The organism is Novosphingobium acidiphilum DSM 19966, from assembly GCF_000429005.1.
GTDB lineage: Bacteria > Pseudomonadota > Alphaproteobacteria > Sphingomonadales > Sphingomonadaceae > Novosphingobium > Novosphingobium acidiphilum.
This window is the reverse complement of the sequence record NZ_AUBA01000012.1, coordinates 38,961-58,654: the sequence shown is the minus strand read 5'-3', so window position 1 is coordinate 58,654 and position 19,694 is coordinate 38,961. Positions and strand designations below refer to the sequence as shown.

Genomic DNA, 19,694 nt, shown 5'->3' with positions numbered 1-19,694 from the left:
GATATCTCCTAGTCTGTCCGGTCGGCCATGAAGCGGATCAGCGCGGCGTAATCGTCGGCGGTGCAGGTGGCGCACTGCCCGCCTGCCGGCATCCGGTTATAACCGGCCACCGCATTCTGCAGCAGCACCGCCTGCCCCTTGGCCCACCGTGCATCCCATTGCGTGCGATCACCCGACAGCGGTGCGCCGCTGTCGGCGCTGGTGTGGCACGCGCGGCACGATCGATCGTACAGCGTGGCCAGGCGCGCATCGGCGGGGTGGCGCGCAGCCGACTGCGCCGGGGTCAGGGGCGGGGCGGACTGGCACGCGCCCAGCGCCAGCAGGGCCGGCACGAGCGCCAGGCGTCTATCGCGCATCATGGCTGTTCCCCGGGTGTCGCAAACACCGCCTCGATCGCGCGCGCGGCATCGCCAAACAGGTCTTCGCGATCGATGCGGTCTTCTTCGTGCAGCATTTCGTCGACCGCATAGCCCAGTTCCACCGCCAGCCGGACGCGGCGCCAGATGATGTGCGGGTCCTGATCGGGGGCCCATGCGCACAGCACCGCAGCGATCCGGTCGGTCACATGGCGGTGCGAAGCCACGCGGATCGGGGCCAATTGCGGCACCGCGCGCAACGCGCGTTCGATCCACACCCCGCCGGGTTCGGCATCGGTGACGCGCGCGGTGTCGCGGAACAGGTCGGCCAGGTGCGCGGTCAGCCCGGCCTGTCCGCTGCCGCTCCACCGATCGACCCAGGCCATCAGCACGTCGTTCTGCCGGGCCATCAGCCGTTCGGCCAGCGCGGCGAGCAGATCGTATTTGCTGCGGAAATGGCGATAGAATGCAGGCGGGGTCACGCCGGCCTGCGCGGCCACCAGATTGGTCGATATGCGCTCGATCCCGACATCGCCCAGCATGGTGCCGGCCACATCGAGCAGACGCTCGCGCGTGCGTTGCGCCCGGTCCTGAACCGGGGGTGCGGCACGCGCAAAATCGATCGTCAACGCATCGGCCATCGCTTTTTCCCTCTCCCGGAAGGACGATTCGATAGCGATAACTATATTTTGATTCCGATGCGCGTCAAGCCCCTTGGGCCGCCTACCAGGTTCCGGTGTTGGGCATGCTGGCCCAGGGTTCGGCCGGCTCCAGCCGACCGTTCTGCAGCAATTCGATCGAAATGCCGTCGGGCGATTTCACAAACGCCATGTGCCCGTCGCGCGGGGGGCGGTGGATGATGTGCCCGGCGGCGGCGATGCGCGCGCAGGTTTCGTAGATATCGTCGACCTGAAACGCCAGGTGGCCGAAATTGCGGCCGCTGCCATAGGTTTCGGCAACGCCGTCTTCGGGTGGCCAGTTGTAGGTCAGTTCGACTTCGGCCACATTCTCCTGGTCGGGTGCGGCCAGAAAGATCAGCGTGAAGCGGCCTGCCTGGCTTTCGAAGCGGCGCACTTCTTCCAGCCCGAACAGAGCGAAAAAGGCGATTGTCGCATCGGGGTCGGTGATGCGGATCATCGAGTGCAGAAACCTGGTCATGGGCCGTATCCTGTTATGGCACGTGTCGATGCGATGTGACGTGTGATCAGCCGCGATACAATCCGTCGATCCGCGCGGCATAGCGTTCGCGGATCTTGTGGCGGCGGATTTTCAGCGAAGGGGTCAGTTCCTCGTTGTCGATGGCAAAGGGTTCATCGGCAAAGGCAAACTGGCGCACCTTTTCAACCACCGACAGCTCGATGTTGACGCGGTCGATCGCGTTGCGGACCGCGGCGCGGAATGCGGGCAGGTCCTGCAAGGCGGCGATGTCGAACGCCTCTCCGGCCGCGCGCGCCCAATCGAGCGCCCATTCGGCATCGGGCACGATCAGGCCCACGACATAGGGCCGCTTGTCGCCGCTGACCATGGCTTGCGCGATTTCGGGCTGCAAGGTCAGCATGCCTTCAACCTTTTGCGGCGAAATGTTGTCGCCCTTGTCGTTGACGATCATGTCTTTCTTGCGGTCGGTAATGACGATCCGCCCGGCCGCGTCGAAATGGCCGATATCGCCGGTGTGCAGCCAGCCGGCCTTGATCGTGCGCGCGGTTTCGGCCTCTGCCTGCCAATAGCCGTGCATCACCAGTTCGCCGCGCACCAGGATTTCGCCGTCTTCGGCAATCCGCACTTCGACATTGCGCATCGGCGGGCCGACCGTGTCCATGCGGATGCCGACGCGCGGGCGATTGACCGAAATCACCGGGCCAGCCTCGGTCTGGCCATAGCCTTGCAGCATGGTCAGGCCCATCGCGGCGAAAAACACCCCGACATCGGGATTGAGCGGGGCCCCGCCCGACACCAGCGCCTTCATCCGCCCGCCGAACCGCGCACGGATTTTGGGGCGCAGGCTGCGTTCAAGCACCAGATCGAGCAGTCGGTCGGTCAGCCGCATTTTGCCACTGGCGCGCCGCGTTTCCAGCGCCAGCGCCTGGTGCATCAGCATGGCGGGAATCCTGCCCTGCTTTTCCACCTGCTTCATGATCCGCGTACGCAGCACTTCGAACAGGCGCGGCACCACCACCATCAATGTGGGGCGCACTTCCTCGATATTGCTGGCCAGCTTTTCCAGGCCCTCGGCATAATAGATGCACCCGCCCATGCCGATCGGCAGGAACTGGCCCGCGCTGTGTTCATAGGCATGGCTAAGCGGCAGGAACGACAGGAAAACTTCATCGCCCCAGACGAAATCGTTGCCCAGGATCTGCGCGGCACCATCGACATTGCACAGAATCGCACCGTGATGCTGGCGCACCCCGCGCGGTGCGCCGCCGGTGCCGCTGGTATAGATCAGGCAGGCCAGATCGCCGCGCCCGATCGTTGCAACGCGTGCCTCGGTCTCGGCGCGTGCAGCAGCCGGATCGCCGCCGACCAGGTCGTGCCAGTCATGGAAGGTCAGTGCGCCGGACTGCATCCGCCGCAACGGCGTCATGCCGATGACGTGTTCGACGTTGGGCGTTCGCAATGCTGCGGCCAGCAAGGGCTGGGCCAGTTTGGCGGTCGAAACGATGATCGCCCGCGCGCCCGAATTTTCCAGAATGTGGTAATGATCGCGTTCGGTGTTGGTAATATAGGTCGGCACCGTTACCAGCCCGGCGGCCATGATCGCCAGGTCGGCGATGCACCATTCGGGCCGGTTTTCCGACACCAGCGCCACCCGGTCGCCCGCATTCAAGCCGATCGCGCGCAACGACCGTGCCAGCAGACAGACCTGATCGGCAACCGTGGTCCAATCGAGCGCAGTCCAGATACCGTCACGCTTGGCTGCAAGCATCGGGTGCGACCCGCGCTCTTGCGCACGGTCAAGAAACATCGCCACCAGATTGGGGTAGCGGTCAAAATCGGTCAATTGCACGAGAAGGTGCGATCCTCTGTCATTATTTTGTCCGCCATATCCTAAGCGGCCCGAGGCGCTACGGCAAGCAGGGCATCACGGCGTGGCGGTGGCCCCTTCGCTGCGCGGATCAGCCGCGCCACGCCAGCCGCCGGCGGTGTGTTCCACGGCATTGGCCTTCAGGCGCATCGGTATGGCAACGACTTTGCCATGGCCCAGCGCAGTCAGCGCCGGGATCATCGATTCCAGGCTGGTGCCCGATTCCACCGCCAGCACCGCGCCGCCGCGGCCTTCGGGAAAGGGCATGACCACGCCTTGGCCGATCGCGCTGCGGGCATCCATGCCCCAATCCAGCGTGCCGATCAGCAAGCGGATGACTTGTGCAGGAATGGTCACGCCACCCGCCGCGCCGGCCGCCATGCGCACATGCCCCGCTGCGTCATAGACCACCACCGGGCTCATCGAACTGCGCGGCTGCTTGCCCGGTTCGACCCGGTTTGCGGTCGGTTTGCCATCGCGGTCAGGATCGAGGTTGAAATCGGTCAGTTCGTTGTTCAGCACATAGCCGTTGACCATCAGGCCCGATCCAAATGCGCTTTCGACCGTGGAGGTGTAACTGGCCACATCGCCCCGGGCATCGACCGCCACGAAATGGGTGGTGCCGTGTTCATCGATCGGCGCGGCCAGCGCATAGGCATCGCTGGCGCCTGCAGGCGCCCCGGGCAGCGCTGCGGGCAGCGTGGAGCTTTGGCTGATCAGCGCGGATCGCGCGGCGATATAGGCCGGGTCAAGCAGGCCTTTGGCGGGCACTTGGACAAAGGCCGGATCGGCGACAAAGCGGTCACGGTCGGCAAAGGCCAGCCGTTCCGCCTCGGCCATCAGATGCCACGACACCGGCGATGCCGGGCCCAGCGCTTTCAGGTCGAACCGTTGCAACATGCCCAGCACTTGCAATACGGCGATGCCGCCGGCCGATGGCGGCCCCATGCTGCACACTTTCCAGGCGCGATAGGGCGCACAGACCGGATCGACCGCGCGCGCGCGATAGGCGCCCAGATCGGCCGCGGTCATCGGTGCCGGGTTGATCGGGCTGCCGGCAACATGGGCGGCCAATGCCGCCGCATTGGCACCGCGATAGAACGCGCGCGGGCCATCACGCGCGATGCGTTCCAGGATCTGCGCCAGCGCGGGATTCCTGACCACGGTGCCCACCGCCACCGGCGCGCCCTGCGCATCGAACCACAGCGCGCGCGCGGCCGGATCGATCGTCGCCACCGATTTGGCCAGCGCCAGCGTGGCATTCAGCCGCGGCGTTACCACATAGCCATCGCGCGCCAGCCGGATTGCCGGATCGAACAGCCGTGCCCAGGGCAAATGGCCGTGGCGGGCATGGGCGAGCGCGGCCAGCGCCAGATTGCCCGGCACGCCCACGCTGCGTCCGCCGGGGATGGCTGCGCCCTTGTCGAGCGCGTGTCCGTCGCGGAAAAACCACTGCGGACCGGCGGCGGCCGGCGCGGCCTCGCGCCCGTCAAAGCTGTCGACCTGGCCATCGGCGCTGCCGGTAACCAGAAAACCGCCGCCGCCGATCCCCGAGCTTTGCGGTTCGACCACGCCCAGCGCCAGCATCGTGGCGATCACGGCATCGGTTGCGCTGCCGCCGGCGCGCAGCATTTCGGCACCTGCCGCCGCGGCGCGCGGGTCGGCCGCCGACACCACGCCTGGGCTGTCCGGGCCAGACGCGGCCACAGATGCAGATTGGGATGCCGCGATCAGCAGCAGTGGGGCAAGGGCGGCCAGGGCCGCGCGAAGGGGGCGCATCATCACGCCACGCACGTTATTCGCTGCCGACCGCTTCGGCAATGCTGCCAAGGCCGGCTGCGCGCGTGCGCTCGGCCAGGCCCTTGACCAGACGGCGCGCCAGGCCCGGCCCTTCGTAGACCAGTGCGCTGTAGATCTGCACCAGACTGGCCCCGGCAATGATGCGCGCCCATGCATCCTCGACCGTGGCGATCCCGCCCGCGCCGATCAGCGGGATCATCCCGCCACTGGCCCTGCGGAACGTGCGCAAGGCCTGCAGCGACAGATCGCGCAACGGTTCGCCCGACAGGCCGCCGCTTTCGCCGGCATGCGCCGATTGCAGCGGTGGGCGGCTGATCGTGGTGTTCGACACGATCAGCGCGTGGAGGTTGCGATCGATCGCCACGCGGCAGATTGCATCGATTTCGGCATTGGTCAGATCGGGTGCCAGTTTCAGGAAAATCGGGGTCGGGTGGGGCCCGCGCGCCGCGATCACCGCGTCAAGCAAGGCGGCCAGCGCGCCCTGGTCCTGCAGATCGCGCAAACCCGGCGTATTGGGCGACGAGATGTTGACGGTCAGATATCGCGCCAGCGGCGCCATGATCCGGGTCATTTCGGCATAGTCGGCAATGCGGTCGGTCGATGTCTTGTTGGCGCCGATGTTCACCCCGACAATGCCCGGCGAACGCGGGCGCGCCTGCAGCCGGCGCACCACTTTGGCGGCGCCGTCGTTGTTGAACCCCATGCGGTTGATCACCGCGCGATCCTCGACCAGGCGGAACAGCCGCGGGGTCGGATTGCCCTCCTGCGGGCGCGGGGTCACTGTGCCCACTTCGACAAATCCGAAACCCAGCCCCAGCATGGCGTCGGGCACTTGCGCGTTCTTGTCGAACCCGGCGGCCAGACCCACCGGATTGGGAAACGCGATCCCGCCGACGCGCTGCGTCAACGTGGGCATGATCGTCATCTGCTGGGACAGCGGGGCAACCTGCAAGGCGGCAATCGTCAGACGATGGGCGGGTTCGGCCGGGATCTTGAACAGCAAGGGGCGCAACACATGATAGGTCATTGGCAAAGTGGCATCACAATAACGGTCCTGCAGACCCGACAATGCCCCACATTGGGCGTGCCGCGATCGGTAGCCAAGATGGAAATGCCGCGAATTTAAAGAAAATTCTTTCAAACGCCGCAGCGGCCGGGCTTTGTTACATCCGCGTCACCGTTTTTGTCGAATCCATACAATCCGCGAATCGGCATCTGTCTTAACCCGTCCTTGCGACCCGAAGGGCCTGGTGCAGCGATGTATCGGGTTCTCGACTTCAGGGCGGCCGCGGCCTCGGGCCCGGCCGCCTTTTTTTTGTTCGCGCTTTGCCGGACCATCAAACGCCCCGCCTTTTGCGCAAAAAAGGGCATCTTGTCATACCGTTCGCCCAACCCTAAATAAACCGGACCGAATCAGTCCGATTTAGCGGTTTTGGAATTCAGCGAATGCGCCTGTCCAGCATGGCCGATTACGCCGTGGTAACGATGACCGCCGCCGCGCGGCATTGCGGCCACGCGCGGATCAGCGCGCAGCAGTTGGCCGACGAAACCGGGCTGCCCGCACCCACCGTCCAGAAACTGGTCAGCAAACTGTCGGCGGCAAAGCTGCTGCGCTCATCGCGCGGCGCGGGTGGCGGCTTGATGCTGGCACGCCCGGCCGCGGCGATTTCGCTCGCCGATATCATCGAAGCGGTCGAAGGGCCGATTGCGATGGCCGCGTGCAGCGAACGGCTGCGCAACGAAAAGGGCCGTCATGACTGTTCGCTCGAAGGGGCCTGCCTGGTGCGTCAGCACTGGCCGGTGGTCGATGCCGCGCTGCGCGGTGCGCTTGCGGGCGTGTCTTTAAGTCAACTTGCCGCGCCCGGTCCAAAGCCGCATGTCGCCGCCACCACCACCATGATCGAGATGCAGGCATGAACGAATTCGAACCCGTCGTGAAGGATCAGGCCGCGCGCGATGCGGCGGCACGCGTGGCCGATTACGAACACGGCTGGTCGTCTGACATCGAACAGGAATATGGTCCCAAGGGCCTGTCGGAAGACACCGTGCGTTACATCTCGGCCAAAAAGGACGAGCCCGAATGGATGCTGGAATGGCGGCTCAAGGCCTATCGCCACTGGCTGACCATGCCGATGCCCGACTGGGCCAAGCTGAACATTCCGCCGATCGATTACCAGGCCGCCTATTACTGGGCCGCGCCCAAGACCAAGGACGGGCCCAAAAGCCTGGACGAGGTCGATCCCGAAATCCTGCGCATTTATGAAAAGCTTGGCATTCCGCTGGCCGAACAGGCGGTGCTGGCGGGCGTTGAAGGCGCGCGCAAGATCGCGGTCGATGCGGTGTTCGACAGCGTGTCGGTGGCAACCACGTTCCGCAAGGAGCTGGAAAGTGCCGGCGTCATCTTCCGTTCGATCAGCGAAGCGATCCGCGAATACCCCGACATGGTGCGCCGCTGGCTGGGCCGCGTCGTGCCGATGCACGACAATTACTTTTCGGCACTCAATTGCGCGGTGTTTTCTGACGGGACCTTTGTCTACATTCCCGAAGGCGTGCGCTGCCCGATGGAGCTGTCGACCTATTTCCGGATCAACGCCGAAAACACCGGGCAATTCGAACGCACGCTGATCGTGGCGGACAAGGGCGCCTATGTGTCCTATCTCGAAGGCTGCACCGCGCCGCAGCGCGATGAAAACCAGCTGCACGCCGCGGTGGTCGAACTGGTTGCGCTCGACGATGCCGAAATCAAGTATTCCACCGTGCAGAACTGGTACCCCGGCGATGCGCAGGGCAAAGGCGGGATCTACAATTTCGTCACCAAGCGCGCATTGTGCCAGGGCGCGCGCAGCAAAGTCAGCTGGACCCAGGTCGAAACCGGCTCTGCCGTCACCTGGAAATACCCCAGCTGCGTGCTGAACGGCGAAGACAGCGTGGGTGAATTCTATTCGGTGGCGGTGACCAACAACCACCAGCAGGCCGACACCGGCACCAAGATGATTCACAACGGCAAGGGCAGCCGTTCGACGATCGTGTCCAAGGGCATCAGCGCGGGCCAGTCGAACAACACCTATCGCGGGCTCGTGCGCGTGGCGGCCAATGCCGAAGGGGTGCGCAACCACACCCAGTGCGACAGCCTGCTGCTGGGCGCGACCTGCGGTGCGCACACCGTGCCCTATATCGAGGTCAAAAACCCCAGTGCGATCATCGAGCACGAAGCGACCACTTCGAAGATTTCCGACGATCAGCTGTTCTACGCGATGCAGCGCGGCCTGGCGCAGGAAGACGCGGTTGCCCTGATCGTCAACGGCTTTGCCCGCGAAGTGCTGCAACAGCTGCCCATGGAATTCGCCGTCGAGGCGCAAAAGCTGCTGGGCATCAGTCTGGAGGGTTCCGTTGGCTAGGAACCGCGCCGGAATGCCCGTCAACCACACGACTTTGGAATCTGAAACCTCCATGCTGACCATTCATGATCTTTCCGCCACCGTCGCCAACAAGGCGATCCTCAAGGGCCTTTCGCTGCGTATCAACGCAGGCGAAATCCATGCCATCATGGGCCCCAACGGTGCGGGCAAGTCGACGCTGGGCTATACGCTGGGCGGACGGCCCGGTTACGAGGTGACCGGCGGCAGCGTGGACTTCGACGGGCAGGACCTGCTGTCACTCGCACCGCACGAACGCGCGGCGGCGGGTCTGTTTCTGGGGTTTCAGTATCCGGTCGAAATCCCGGGCGTGTCGATGGTGCAGTTCCTGCGCGAATCATTGAATGCGCAGCGCAAGGCACGCGGCGAAGATCCGCTGTCGGGCGGGGCGTTCCTGAAACTGGCGCGCGAACAGGCAGCCTTGCTCAAGCTGGATCCCGAAATGCTGAAACGCCCGGTCAATGTCGGGTTTTCGGGTGGCGAGAAGAAGCGCGCCGAAATGGTCCAGATGGGGATTCTGGACCCCAAGCTGGCAATCCTCGACGAGACCGATTCGGGCCTGGACATCGACGCGCTGAAAGTCTGCGGTGAAGGGATCAATGCGATCATGCGGCGGCCCGACAAGGCGGTGCTGCTGATCACGCATTACCAGCGGTTGCTCGACTATGTGAAACCCGATTTCGTCCATGTGCTGGCAGGGGGCCGTATCGTGCGTTCGGGCGGTGCCGATCTGGCGCTTGAACTGGAAGAGCAGGGCTACGAAGGCGCTGTGGCATGACCGCATTGCCCACCCGTCATGACGAGGCGTGGCGCTATGCCGATCTGGCGGCGCTGGCGCCGGTCTGGCCGATCGCGACCGAAACCATCGTGGTTGCACCCGGTGAAACCGGGGCGCGCACCCTGGTGGTCGATGGCGCGGCGGTGCACGATTTTGTGATTACGCTGGGCGCAGGCGCCGAATTCGCATTTCACCTGCTCAACGCCCCGCGCGGGTATGGCCGGGTCGCGATCCGCGTGACGCTGGGGCGCGGTGCGCGGTTTCATCTCGGCGCGGCGCAAGTGGCGGGTGGCGAACAGACCGTCGAAATCGTGACCGAGGTCGTCCATGCCGAACCCGATGCGGTGTCGCGCCAGGTCGTTCGCCAGGTTCTGGCCGGACGCGCCGTGGGCAATTATCTGGGCCGCGTCGTGGTCGATCGCGGCGCGATCGGCACCGATGGCGAACAGTCGATCCGCGCCATGCTGCTCGACCGCGGGGCCACGGCCAATGCCCGGCCCGAACTGGAAATCTATGCCGACGACGTGAAATGCGCGCATGGGTGTGCCATCGGCGAACTCGACAAGGATGGCCTGTTCTATCTGGCCAGCCGGGGCCTGCCGCCGGCTGCGGCCAAGGCGCTGATGCTCCAGGCCTATCTGGCCGAAGCATTTGTCGGCGCCATCGACGAGGACGACCTGACCACCGCCGCACTCGCCGCGCTGGAGCACCTGTTGTGACCGTGATGACCGACACCCGCGCCGCCCACGCCTTTCCCGGCCTGCGCACGCCCGATGGCGCGCGCTGGCACTATCTTGACAGCGCGGCCACCGCGCAAAAGCCCGATGTGGTGATCGATGCGGTGGCGCGTGCGCTGGGGCCGGATTACGCCACGGTGCATCGCGGGCTTTATGCCAGGTCGGCCGACATGACCTTGGCCTACGAGGCGGCGCGGCGCACGGTTGCTGCGCTGATCGGTGGGGCCGAACACGAACTGGTGTTCACGCGCGGCGCGACCGAGGCAATCAATCTGGTCGCACAAAGCTGGGGCGTGGCCAATCTGCGCCCCGGTGATCGCATCCTGCTGTCGATGCTGGAACACCATTCCAATATCGTGCCGTGGCAATTGATCCGCGAACGCACGGGCGTTGCGATCGATGTCTGCCCGTTGACCGAAGACGGCCTGATCGATCTGGACGCCGCCGAGCGCATGCTGACCCCTGCGCACAAGCTGGTGTCGTTTGCCCATGTGTCGAATGTGCTGGGCAGCATGCTCGATGTGCCGCGCGCGGTTGCGCTGGCGCACGGCGTGGGCGCCAAAATCCTGATCGACGGGTGCCAGTCGGTGGCGCGCCTGCCGGTCGATGTTGCTGCGCTGGGCTGCGATTTCTTCGTCTTCTCCGCGCACAAGCTTTACGGTCCGACCGGTATCGGTGCGCTGTGGGCGCGGGCCGATCTGCTGGGCGCGATGCCCCCCTGGCAGGGCGGTGGATCGATGATCGACCGGGTAACCTTTGCCGAAACCACCTGGGCGCCGGCGCCGCAGCGGTTCGAAGCGGGCACGCCCGCGATTGCCGAGGCCATCGGGTTTGCCGCCGCCGCGCGCTATGTGCAGGACCAGGGCCTGGCAGCGATCCATGCGCACGAAACCGCGCTGGTCGCCACCGCGCGCGCTGCGCTGGGCCGGATCAATGCGGTGCGCCTGCTGGGCCCCGCAGCCAGTGCCGGGATCGTCAGCTTTACGATCGAGGGTGTGCATCCCCACGATCTGGGCACGATCCTTGACGAGGAAAATGTCGCCATTCGCGCGGGTCATCATTGCGCGCAGCCGCTGATGGTTGATCTTGGCGTGCCCGCCACCGCCCGGGCCAGTTTCGGGCTGTACAACGACGAAACCGATATCGCCGCGCTGGTGCGCGGGATCGAACGCACCTTGAGGATTTTCGCATGACCGGGGAACCCAAGTTCATCATCGAGGAAGTTGACGGCGTGACAGCCCCGCCGCGGGCGCGGGTGGAAGACGAGGCGCCGGCTGACAAATTGACGCGCAAGCGCGACTATCTTGAAGGCTTTCTGGCCGAAACGCCGCACGGGGTGGGCGCCAACGAGCCGGGCGGCGCGTTGTACGAGGGCGTGATCAGCGCGCTTCGCGACATTTATGACCCTGAAATTCCCGTCAATATCTATGATCTGGGCCTGATCTACGGGGTCGAGATCGACGATGCCGGCCATGCCGTTGTCAACATGACACTGACCACACCGCATTGCCCGGTGGCCGAAACGATGCCTGCCGAAGTCGAACTGCGCGTCAGCGCGGTGCCGGGCGTGCGCGATGCCGAGGTCAATCTGGTGTGGGACCCGGCCTGGGACCCCGCCAAGATGAGCGACGATGCCAAGCTTGAACTGGGGATGCTGTGACCATGGACACCGTGACCCGCGCGCCGCGCCAACGCCCCGCCGCAGTCGTGCTGACCGACAACGCGGTTGCGCGCATTGCCCGATTGATGGGTGACGCACCCGCCGGCACGATCGGGGTCAAGCTGTCGACCCCGCGTCGCGGCTGTTCGGGCCTGGCCTATTCGGTCGATTATGTGGCCACCGCCAATGCCATGGATGAACGCATCGACACTTCGGGCGGTACGCTGTTCATCGATGGCGGATCGGTGCTGTACCTGATCGGCAGCACGATGGACTGGGTCGAAGACGATTTTCAGGCCGGGTTTGTGTTTGCCAACCCCAACGCCAAAGGTTCGTGCGGCTGCGGTGAAAGCTTTACAGTCTAAAGCAGGCCGACCATCGGGTGACGCTCTTCACCCAGGATCGCGTCGATCCGATCGCTGGGCAGGCCACGGGTGAATTCGGCGCCCACGCGCTGTCCCTCGGTCCAGCGCACGATTGCGCGGATCGCTTCGGCTTCGCCCGGAAAGCCCAGGCGGATGAATTGCCCCGGCCGGTAATCCGCGGTCGCGGTAAAACCCAGGCAGCAGCCATGGGTCGACAGATCGACCAGCCGCACGGTTTCGGTGCTTTGCGCCGCAATGGCTTCAAGCCGGGGATTGGCGCGACGTTCGGGTTCGGGCGGCAGCACTGCCGCCAACTGGCGGCGCAGTTCTGCCTCGGCGCGCCGGCGCTCTGCCGCCGGCTGAATATTGCGTTTGCGTTCCATCGGTTCAGGCGTCTTCTTCGAGAAAGGCGATCAGCGCCGCCTCCAGCGGGTCAATCCGGCCATCGGCTTCGACATGGGCGTCAAGCCAGTGCTGTTCGACCGGGGTGATCGCGAAATCTGCGCGTTGTTCGGCGACGAAATCACGGCCAGGGGTCCGACGACCAAAGCCGCTGCCGCGCACTGCCGACACCAGGCCGTTGGGGCTGGTGCGCACCATCTGGCCCAAAAATCCGCCAATCCCGCCGGAACGCGACGCCACAAAGCGTTCGTGGGCGCTTTCCTGTTCGGCGGTGGGCATGGCCAGACCCTGCCAGCCCTGCAGATAGTTGGCGACGCCCTGCACAAACAGCGTGGTCCATTCGGGCGCGTTGCTGCCATCCAGCGTGGCATCCTTGATGCGGAACAGCATCTCGGCCTCGTCTGCGGTAACCCGCGCCGCACCCGAACTGCCGGGTGCAAAGATCACCCGCCGGATCAGCGCGCATTCTTCGGCTGTGATTTCGCCGGCCACGGGTGTTGCGTCGGGATTGCGCGTCGGCCCCGATCCGAACACCACCGCGCGCTCGATCTGGACCAGGATATAGGTGCGCATGCGTTCGGGGGTGGCGTCGAACCGTTCCAGCAGATGCACCAGCAGTTCCAGCTTTGCGGGCGAATCCAGCCGGCCGTCGCGGTCCAGTCGCAAGATCAGCCAGTCGGCCTGCGCGTCCGACAAATACCCGCGCGGATGGCTGGTGTTCATCAGGAATTCGGTCACCGCCTCGACGAAAAAGGCGATCCATGCCTTGCCGGGTGCACGCACCTGTTCGTTGAGGTCAAGGATCGCATCGACTTCGCCCGCGTCGACCACGCCGTCGGGCCAGATTTGCCGGCGCAGTGCCAGAATGGCCTCGTCACTGATCGCCCCGTCGATCAGCGCGCCATCCGGCAGGTTGCGAAATTGCATGGTCATGCGCGAATCCACCCGGTTTGCCCCTAAGTGGAAACGCCTATGCCATGGCTTGGTTTAAAGCAGTGTTACGACCCGCGTGGCAGGGCGCGAATTCAGCGCAGATCGGGCGCGGCAGCCTCGGCCCGGATCAAGGCCACGGCTTCGCCCAGCGACACCACCTGCTGCTGCTGTTCGCCCAGACGGCGAATGGCAACAGTGCCTTCCTCGGCCTCGCGCTTGCCCACCACCAGCAGGAACGGCACTTTCTGCAACGAGTGTTCGCGCACCTTGTAATTGATCTTTTCGTTGCGCGTGTCGATTTCGACGCGGATGCCCGCCGCGGTCAGCGCGGCCACCGCATCGTGGGCATACGTGTCTGCGTCGGACACGATGGTGGCCACCACCGCCTGCACCGGGGCCAGCCACACCGGCAGGCGCCCGGCGAAATGTTCGATCAGGATGCCGATGAAGCGTTCATAGCTGCCAAAGATCGCACGGTGCAGCATGACCGGGCGATGGCGGTCACCATCTTCGGCAATATAGCTGGCGTCCAGCCGTTCGGGCAGCACGCGGTCGGACTGGATCGTGCCGACCTGCCAGGTGCGGCCGATCGCATCGGTCAGGTGCCATTCCAGCTTTGGTGCATAGAAGGCGCCTTCGCCGGGCAGTTCTTCCCAGCCGTATTCGGGCGTGTTCAGCCCGGCTGCGGCGACGGCATCACGCAATTCGGTCTCGGCCTGGTCCCACATCGCCTCGCTGCCGAAACGCTTTTCGGGGCGCAGCGCCAGCTTGATCGAATAGGTAAACCCGAAGTCCTTGTAGATGCGGTCGGCCAGCGCACAGAATGCGCGCACTTCGTCGACGATCTGGTCTTCGCGGCAGAAGATATGCGCATCATCCTGCGTGAACTGGCGCACACGCATCAGCCCGTGCAGCGCGCCATGCGGTTCGTTGCGGTGGCAGCAGCCGTTTTCGTAAAAGCGCAAGGGCAGCTCGCGGTACGATTTGATCCCCTGGCGGAAAATCAGCACGTGCGCGGGGCAGTTCATGGGTTTGAGCGCCATCCACTGCGCATCGTCCGACACCAGCGGGCCTTCGTCCGCGACATTGGGCACTTCGTCGGGGATCACGAACATGTTTTCGCGATATTTGCCCCAGTGGCCCGATGCTTCCCACTGGCGCGCGTCCATCACTTGCGGGGTTTTCACCTCGCGGTAGCCGGCGCCATCGATCGCGCGGCGCATATACGCCTCAAGCTCGCGCCAGATGCGATACCCCTTGGGGTGCCAGAACACCGATCCGTGCGCTTCGGCCTGCAAGTGAAACAGGTCCATTTCCGCGCCCAGCTTGCGGTGGTCGCGCTTGGCCGCTTCTTCCAGCCGCGTCATATGCGCGTCGAGCTGTTTCTTGTTCAGCCAGCCGGTGCCGTAGATCCGGCTGAGCATCGCGTTGTTCTGATCGCCGCGCCAATAGGCGCCCGACACGCGTGTCAGCTTGAACGCTGTGGGGTCAAGCCGCCCGGTCGAGGCAAGATGCGGCCCGCGGCACATGTCAAACCAGTCATCGCCCGACCAATATACGGTCAGTTCCTCGCCTTCGGGCAGTTCGCCGGCCCATTGCGCCTTGAAGCTTTCGCCCGATGCCTGCCAGCGCGCGATCAGATCGGCGCGCGCCCACACTTCGCGGCGCAACGGCTTGTCGGCGGCAATGATGGTGCGCATCTGGGCTTCGATCGCGGGCAGGTCGTCCTCGGTAAACGGACGATCCCTGGGTGCGAAATCGTAATAGAACCCGTCGTCGGTCGATGGGCCGAACGTGATCTGCGTGCCGGGAAACAACGCCTGCACCGCCTCGGCCAGCACGTGGGCAAAGTCGTGGCGCACGAGTTCCAGCGCATCGGCCTCGTCGCGCGCAGTCACCAGCGACAGCGTCGCGTCGTGTTCCAGCGGGCGGGTGATGTCATACAGTTCGCCATCGACGCGCGCACCGATCGCCGCCTTGGCCAGGCCCGGCCCGATCGCTGCCGCAATCGCTGCCGGGGTGGTGCCGCGCGCGACTTCGCGCTCGGAACCATCGGGCAGGGTGATCGTAAGCATATCGGACATGGGATCTGACACTCGCCTGTAAACGGATAAACGCCGCCGCTTTGGCAGAAACCGGCCCGTTCCGGAAGGGGTGTCAGACGGCGTGCCGGGTTCCCCGTCGCGAACGCAGGCCTGCTGCCCCGATCCAGTCGGCCAGCAGCCATCCGGCAACCAGGCAGACAAACGGCATCGCCGGGTAATGAAACCGCGATTGCCCCGAAAACACCACCGCGATGATCGTCGGAAACAGCGCCACGGCATAAGGCACCAGCCACCAGTCGATCCGCCGCCTGGCAATCCGCAGCGGCGCCATTGCAAACGCCGCCAGCAGCAGCCAGTACCACACCTGGTTGATCGCGCGCACGATCAGAAACGCCTGCGGCGCGGCGCGAAATGCCCACGACCCGGTTTCATAGGCCCATTGCCCTTCGCCATCGGGCCCCCACAAGTGCCACACCTTGAGCGGCGCCAGCGCGACAAAGCGCAACGGGCGGGACACGATCCAGGCCACCGCCAGCGTTCGCGCCTGCGCATCATAGCGCACTTCGTCGCTGTATTTCATGCCGTCGATTGACCGCACCAGCGGATCATCGGGGGTATAGCCGCCGCGCGCACTGTCGTTGTTGCCGGTCAGCAGCGTGATCCCGCCATTGGTCGAAACCGCGACCCAGGCGTGCAGTTCGCGATGGTTGCGCAAAGTCCAGGGCGCAATCACCAGCGCGGCTGCGCCCAGCACCAGCACGCCCCGCAGCACCATGCCCGGCATCCGGCGGATGGCACCGGCCTCGCGCCACAGCATGATCGCCAGGATCACCGGCACGATCACCAGAGTTTGTGCCTTGACCAGCGTGGCCACGCCGAACACCAGCCCGGCCAGCACGGTGCGGGCCCAGCCCGGCCGGGTGACCAGCAGCCAGATGCCGCCCGTCAGCAGCGCGGTGTACATGACCTCGGTCAACGCCAGCGGCACATAACAGATGGCATTGGGGTAGATCGCAAAGGCCAGCAGCCCGGCACGCGCGGCCAGTTCGGACCCGGTCCAGCGCCGCGCCAGATCGAGCATGATCCAACCGGTCAGTGCGCTGGCCGCCAGATTGAGCACGCCAACGGTCCACACCGACACCCCGCCCACGCGAAACGCCAGCGACAGCAGCCAGGGCCAGCCCACCGGCCAGAACGCGGTCGGCTGACCATGCCCGCCCAGATAGCCAAGCCCGTGCGCGAGCATCGCGGCATGGCCATAATACCAGTCGGCATCCGACGAAGGCGTGACCGCGCAGGCGATCATCGCGGCGCGCGGCACGCAGTACAGCAGCGCCAGCACCGGCAGGGCGCGGGGGTGCAGCAGCAGGCGGGCGAACAGGGCGGACAGGCGGTCAGGCATCGCGCGGTTGATAGCGCGCGCGGGTTAATTGCTGGATAAGCCCCCTTTTCCCGACGCGCGTGCGGGACTACCAGCCATGGGCATGACCGAGCCCGCACCCGTTGCCCACTTCGCGCTGCCCGATGGCCGCCGCATCGCCTATCGCCATCGACGCGGAGCGCGGGCGACGATCGTGTTTTTGCCCGGCTACAAATCCGACATGGGCGGCAGCAAGGCACAGGTCGTGTGGGAATGGGCACAGCTGCGCGGATCGGGGTGCCTGCTGTTTGATTATTCGGGCTGTGGGCAAAGCGAAGGCCGGTTTGCCGATGGCACGTTGTCGCGCTGGTGCGACGAGGCGCGGATGCTGATCAACCATTGTGCGCCCGGACGCGTGGTGCTGGTCGGATCGAGCATGGGCGGCTGGCTGATGCTGTTGCTGGCGCATGCGCTGGGTCCGCGCGCCGCAGCCCTGCTGGGCATTGCCGCGGCACCCGATTTTACCGACTGGGGCTATGGCGATGCGGACAAGGCGGCGCTGGCCGCCGGGCAGGTGGTGCTGCAGGACAATCCCTATGGCCCCGAACCCACCCCGACGCACCCCGGATTCTGGGCCGACGGTCAGACCGTGTTGCAACTGACCGGGCCGATCGGGTTTGCCGGCCCGGTGCGTCTGCTGCACGGGCAGGCCGACGCCGATGTGCCCTGGGCCGTGGCACTGCGCCTGGCTGCAGCGCTGTGTTCAGCCGATGTGCAGATCAACCTGATCAAGGATGGCGATCATCGTCTGTCGCGCGATGGCGATATAGCCCTGCTGCTGGCCACGCTTGCCGGCCTTGTCGAAGGAATTGCCTGAATGAGCCTGCTTTTGCCACTGGCCCTGTTGATGCAGGTCGGGGCCGATCCGCATGTCTATCCGCAGGCGCCGCTGCCCTCGATCGTCCCGCACCGTCAGACAACCAAGCCGGTGCCGGTGGCGCCTGTCGACCAATTGGCCGAATGCATGGCGCGCGGACGTGACGATGCCGATGCGGGGCTGGCCTTTGCGCGCGAATGGCTGGCGCGGGCCAAAGCCCCCGAAGACCGCGCCCAGCCCAACCAGTGCCTTGGCGAACTGCTGACCGACCAGGGCGAATTTGCCGAGGCGCAGACTGCCTTTGCCGCTGCGGTCGAGGCCATTCCGCAGGCCCAGGCGGCGGGCGCTGTGCCGTTGATGGCGATGGCGGGCAATGCCGCGCTGGCCGCGGGCGACGGTGCGCGTGCGCTGGCCTGGTTCGACCGTGCGCTGGCGGTCAGCGATTACGACAATCCCGGCGGGCGCGGCGCGATCCTGGCCGATCGTGCGCGTGCACTGGTGGCGCAGGGGCGCACGGCCGAGGCCGCCGCCGCGCTGACCCAGGCACGCCAGCAGGCGCCCGGCGATGCCAGCGTGTTCCTGCTGTCGGCAACCTTGGCGCGGCGCCAGCACGATCTGCGCAGCGCACAGGGCTTCATCGAAACCGCAGCCGGCCTTGACCCTGTCGATCCGGCCATCGGGCTTGAGGCCGGGGTGATCGCGGTGCTGGCCGGGCACGATGCCGCCGCGCGCAAATCCTGGAATTCGGTGATCACCGCAGCACCCGACAGCGCCGAGGCGCGGACCGCACGCGGCTATTTGGCGCAACTGGGCGCCGAAACCGCCGGCCCCCTTGATCCGGCGACCCCGCCCCCCACATCGCCTGGACATCATTGAAGGATGACTGCCATGAAACTGTCGGTGCTCGACCTTGTCCCGGTGATCGAAGGCGGCACCGTGGGCCGCGCGCTGGCCGATGCGGCGGCATTGGCGCAATGTGCGGAAACAGCCGGATACCATCGCTATTGGGTCGCCGAACACCACGGCATGACCGGCATTGTCGGCGGTGCGACCGCAGTGGTTCTGGCGCATATCGGTCAGGCCACGCGCACCATCCGCATCGGATCGGGCGGCATCATGCTGCCCAATCACAATCCGCTGGTGATTGCCGAACAGTTTGGCACGCTTGATGCGCTGTTTCCGGGGCGGATCGATCTGGGGCTGGGCCGCGCGCCCGGTGCGGATCAGCGGATCGTGCGCGCGCTGCACAAGGATGTGAACCGCTCGGCCGATGATTTTCCCAACGATGTGGTCGAACTGCAGGCGCAGTTTGCCGGCGATCCGCGCCTGCCGATGCAGGCCAATCCGGGGCTGGGGGCCAGGCCCGAACTTTGGATCCTGGGTTCGAGCCTGTTCGGCGCGCAACTGGCGGCGATGCTGGGCCTGCCCTATGCCTTTGCCAGCCATTTTGCGCCCGACCATCTTGATGCCGCGCTGGCGCTTTACCGCGAAAAATTCCAGCCATCGCCGGGGCTTGACGCGCCCTATGTGATGGCCGCGATCAACGTCATGGCCGCCGACAGCGATGACGAAGCCGTGCTGTTGGCCAGTTCGATGGACCAGTCGTTCGTGCGGCTGCGCAGCGGCACGCCGGGGCAGTTGCCGCCGCCGGTGGCCGGTTATCGCGACAGCCTGCCCGCACCGGCCCGCGCGATGCTTGATCACATGCGCCAGGTTTCGGCCATCGGATCGCCGCGCACCGTTGCCGAACGGATCGATGCCTTTCGCCAGCGCACCCGTGCCGACGAACTGATCGTGTCCGGCGCCACTTTTGACCCGGCGATGCGCCGTCGCAGCCTGCAATTGACGATGGCCGCAGTGCGCGCGGTGGTGGCATGATTGCGACCGCGGGATTACGGGCCGATAGGCAAAGCCACGAGCGGCCGCGTGCCATCACAGAT

Annotated in this window: 20 protein-coding genes; 10 read left to right on the top strand and 10 right to left on the bottom strand. The window is 65.6% G+C overall.

The features are described from left to right. Positions 1–8: 8 nt before the first annotated feature. The 6 genes from G404_RS0111710 to G404_RS0111685 form a co-directional block, all read right to left on the bottom strand. Positions 9–356 carry a c-type cytochrome gene (locus tag G404_RS0111710; protein WP_028641248.1) on the bottom strand — a complete coding sequence of 116 codons (348 nt, stop codon included), beginning with the start codon at positions 354–356 and terminating at the stop codon, positions 9–11. Beyond that, on the bottom strand, positions 356–997 hold the full coding sequence (locus G404_RS18905; protein WP_051280606.1) for a TetR/AcrR family transcriptional regulator: 642 nt from the start codon (positions 995–997) through the stop codon (positions 356–358). The genes G404_RS0111710 and G404_RS18905 overlap by 1 nt, the downstream gene beginning before the upstream one ends. An 82-nt stretch (positions 998–1,079) precedes the next feature. Next, entirely contained in the window at positions 1,080–1,514 is a 435-nt protein-coding gene (locus G404_RS0111700) for a VOC family protein (RefSeq protein WP_028641247.1), read from the bottom strand. A 46-nt stretch (positions 1,515–1,560) separates the two neighbouring features. Then, positions 1,561–3,363 carry an AMP-dependent synthetase/ligase gene (locus G404_RS0111695; protein WP_028641246.1) on the bottom strand — a complete coding sequence of 601 codons (1,803 nt, stop codon included), beginning with the start codon at positions 3,361–3,363 and terminating at the stop codon, positions 1,561–1,563. Positions 3,364–3,438: 75 nt separating this feature from the next. Further along, positions 3,439–5,163 (bottom strand): gamma-glutamyltransferase family protein, encoded by a 1,725-nt coding sequence (locus G404_RS0111690; protein ID WP_028641245.1) that lies wholly within the window; start codon positions 5,161–5,163, stop codon positions 3,439–3,441. Between the two features lie 13 nt (positions 5,164–5,176). Further along, entirely contained in the window at positions 5,177–6,208 is a 1,032-nt protein-coding gene (locus G404_RS0111685; protein ID WP_028641244.1) for a quinone-dependent dihydroorotate dehydrogenase, read from the bottom strand. A 419-nt stretch (positions 6,209–6,627) separates the two neighbouring features. Here G404_RS0111685 and G404_RS0111680 point away from each other — a divergent pair, with 419 nt between their 5' ends. The 7 genes from G404_RS0111680 to G404_RS0111650 are packed head-to-tail and all read left to right on the top strand — an operon-like array spanning position 6,628 to position 12,137. After that, positions 6,628–7,098 (top strand): SUF system Fe-S cluster assembly regulator, encoded by a 471-nt coding sequence (locus tag G404_RS0111680; protein WP_028641243.1) that lies wholly within the window; start codon positions 6,628–6,630, stop codon positions 7,096–7,098. Then, positions 7,095–8,579: a Fe-S cluster assembly protein SufB gene (gene sufB, locus G404_RS0111675; RefSeq protein ID WP_028641242.1), complete on the top strand. Its 1,485-nt coding sequence runs from the start codon at positions 7,095–7,097 to the stop codon at positions 8,577–8,579. Before G404_RS0111680 ends, sufB begins: the two co-directional genes overlap by 4 nt. Before the next feature lie 52 nt (positions 8,580–8,631). Then, positions 8,632–9,375, top strand: a complete 744-nt coding sequence (sufC, locus tag G404_RS0111670; RefSeq protein WP_028641241.1) for a Fe-S cluster assembly ATPase SufC — start codon at positions 8,632–8,634, stop codon at positions 9,373–9,375. Then, positions 9,372–10,094: a SufD family Fe-S cluster assembly protein gene (locus tag G404_RS0111665; protein ID WP_028641240.1), complete on the top strand. Its 723-nt coding sequence runs from the start codon at positions 9,372–9,374 to the stop codon at positions 10,092–10,094. The genes sufC and G404_RS0111665 overlap by 4 nt, the downstream gene beginning before the upstream one ends. A gap of 5 nt (positions 10,095–10,099) precedes the next feature. Further along, positions 10,100–11,305 (top strand): aminotransferase class V-fold PLP-dependent enzyme, encoded by a 1,206-nt coding sequence (locus G404_RS0111660; protein WP_028641239.1) that lies wholly within the window; start codon positions 10,100–10,102, stop codon positions 11,303–11,305. Next, on the top strand, positions 11,302–11,772 hold the full coding sequence (locus G404_RS0111655; protein WP_028641238.1) for an SUF system Fe-S cluster assembly protein: 471 nt from the start codon (positions 11,302–11,304) through the stop codon (positions 11,770–11,772). The genes G404_RS0111660 and G404_RS0111655 overlap by 4 nt, the downstream gene beginning before the upstream one ends. Positions 11,773–11,774: 2 nt before the next feature. Then, positions 11,775–12,137, top strand: a complete 363-nt coding sequence (locus G404_RS0111650) for a HesB/IscA family protein (RefSeq protein WP_028641237.1) — start codon at positions 11,775–11,777, stop codon at positions 12,135–12,137. Here G404_RS0111650 and G404_RS0111645 read toward each other — a convergent pair. The 4 genes from G404_RS0111645 to G404_RS0111630 all read right to left on the bottom strand — a co-directional run bounded on the left by G404_RS0111645 (position 12,134) and on the right by G404_RS0111630 (position 16,919). Then, positions 12,134–12,520 (bottom strand): PilZ domain-containing protein, encoded by a 387-nt coding sequence (locus G404_RS0111645; RefSeq protein WP_051280604.1) that lies wholly within the window; start codon positions 12,518–12,520, stop codon positions 12,134–12,136. The two genes, G404_RS0111650 and G404_RS0111645, sit on opposite strands and share 4 nt — an antisense overlap. 4 nt (positions 12,521–12,524) lie before the next feature. Continuing rightward, on the bottom strand, positions 12,525–13,472 hold the full coding sequence (locus G404_RS0111640) for a hypothetical protein (RefSeq protein ID WP_051280619.1): 948 nt from the start codon (positions 13,470–13,472) through the stop codon (positions 12,525–12,527). A 92-nt stretch (positions 13,473–13,564) separates the two neighbouring features. Next, complete coding sequence (gene thrS, locus G404_RS0111635; RefSeq protein ID WP_028641234.1) at positions 13,565–15,556, bottom strand: threonine--tRNA ligase; 1,992 nt, start codon at positions 15,554–15,556, stop codon at positions 13,565–13,567. Positions 15,557–15,629: 73 nt separating this feature from the next. Next, positions 15,630–16,919 carry an ArnT family glycosyltransferase gene (locus tag G404_RS0111630; protein WP_028641233.1) on the bottom strand — a complete coding sequence of 430 codons (1,290 nt, stop codon included), beginning with the start codon at positions 16,917–16,919 and terminating at the stop codon, positions 15,630–15,632. An 82-nt stretch (positions 16,920–17,001) separates the two neighbouring features. Here G404_RS0111630 and G404_RS0111625 point away from each other — a divergent pair, with 82 nt between their 5' ends. From G404_RS0111625 to G404_RS0111615, 3 genes are read left to right on the top strand one after another with little or no spacing between them, the layout of a single operon-like run. Beyond that, a complete protein-coding gene (locus G404_RS0111625; RefSeq protein ID WP_028641232.1) occupies positions 17,002–17,754 on the top strand; it encodes an alpha/beta hydrolase in 753 nt (250 codons plus the stop codon). Next, complete coding sequence (locus G404_RS18900; protein WP_051280602.1) at positions 17,755–18,630, top strand: tetratricopeptide repeat protein; 876 nt, start codon at positions 17,755–17,757, stop codon at positions 18,628–18,630. 12 nt (positions 18,631–18,642) lie between these two features. Further along, positions 18,643–19,632 carry an LLM class flavin-dependent oxidoreductase gene (locus G404_RS0111615; protein ID WP_028641231.1) on the top strand — a complete coding sequence of 330 codons (990 nt, stop codon included), beginning with the start codon at positions 18,643–18,645 and terminating at the stop codon, positions 19,630–19,632. Positions 19,633–19,694: the final 62 nt, after the last annotated feature.

What these genes read in the sequence shown, in the direction of transcription:
- G404_RS0111710 (WP_028641248.1), bottom strand. Translation starts at nt 356, where the DNA reads ATGCGCGATAGACGCCTGGCGCTCGTGCCGGCCCTGCTGGCGCTGGGC.
- G404_RS18905 (WP_051280606.1), bottom strand. Translation starts at nt 997, where the DNA reads ATGGCCGATGCGTTGACGATCGATTTTGCGCGTGCCGCACCCCCGGTT.
- G404_RS0111700 (WP_028641247.1), bottom strand. Translation starts at nt 1,514, where the DNA reads ATGACCAGGTTTCTGCACTCGATGATCCGCATCACCGACCCCGATGCG.
- G404_RS0111690 (WP_028641245.1), bottom strand. Translation starts at nt 5,163, where the DNA reads ATGATGCGCCCCCTTCGCGCGGCCCTGGCCGCCCTTGCCCCACTGCTG.
- G404_RS0111685 (WP_028641244.1), bottom strand. Translation starts at nt 6,208, where the DNA reads ATGACCTATCATGTGTTGCGCCCCTTGCTGTTCAAGATCCCGGCCGAA.
- G404_RS0111680 (WP_028641243.1), top strand. Translation starts at nt 6,628, where the DNA reads ATGCGCCTGTCCAGCATGGCCGATTACGCCGTGGTAACGATGACCGCC.
- sufB (WP_028641242.1), top strand. Translation starts at nt 7,095, where the DNA reads ATGAACGAATTCGAACCCGTCGTGAAGGATCAGGCCGCGCGCGATGCG.
- sufC (WP_028641241.1), top strand. Translation starts at nt 8,632, where the DNA reads ATGCTGACCATTCATGATCTTTCCGCCACCGTCGCCAACAAGGCGATC.
- G404_RS0111665 (WP_028641240.1), top strand. Translation starts at nt 9,372, where the DNA reads ATGACCGCATTGCCCACCCGTCATGACGAGGCGTGGCGCTATGCCGAT.
- G404_RS0111660 (WP_028641239.1), top strand. Translation starts at nt 10,100, where the DNA reads ATGACCGACACCCGCGCCGCCCACGCCTTTCCCGGCCTGCGCACGCCC.
- G404_RS0111655 (WP_028641238.1), top strand. Translation starts at nt 11,302, where the DNA reads ATGACCGGGGAACCCAAGTTCATCATCGAGGAAGTTGACGGCGTGACA.
- G404_RS0111650 (WP_028641237.1), top strand. Translation starts at nt 11,775, where the DNA reads ATGGACACCGTGACCCGCGCGCCGCGCCAACGCCCCGCCGCAGTCGTG.
- G404_RS0111645 (WP_051280604.1), bottom strand. Translation starts at nt 12,520, where the DNA reads ATGGAACGCAAACGCAATATTCAGCCGGCGGCAGAGCGCCGGCGCGCC.
- G404_RS0111640 (WP_051280619.1), bottom strand. Translation starts at nt 13,472, where the DNA reads ATGACCATGCAATTTCGCAACCTGCCGGATGGCGCGCTGATCGACGGG.
- thrS (WP_028641234.1), bottom strand. Translation starts at nt 15,556, where the DNA reads ATGTCCGATATGCTTACGATCACCCTGCCCGATGGTTCCGAGCGCGAA.
- G404_RS0111630 (WP_028641233.1), bottom strand. Translation starts at nt 16,919, where the DNA reads ATGCCTGACCGCCTGTCCGCCCTGTTCGCCCGCCTGCTGCTGCACCCC.
- G404_RS0111625 (WP_028641232.1), top strand. Translation starts at nt 17,002, where the DNA reads ATGACCGAGCCCGCACCCGTTGCCCACTTCGCGCTGCCCGATGGCCGC.
- G404_RS18900 (WP_051280602.1), top strand. Translation starts at nt 17,755, where the DNA reads ATGAGCCTGCTTTTGCCACTGGCCCTGTTGATGCAGGTCGGGGCCGAT.
- G404_RS0111615 (WP_028641231.1), top strand. Translation starts at nt 18,643, where the DNA reads ATGAAACTGTCGGTGCTCGACCTTGTCCCGGTGATCGAAGGCGGCACC.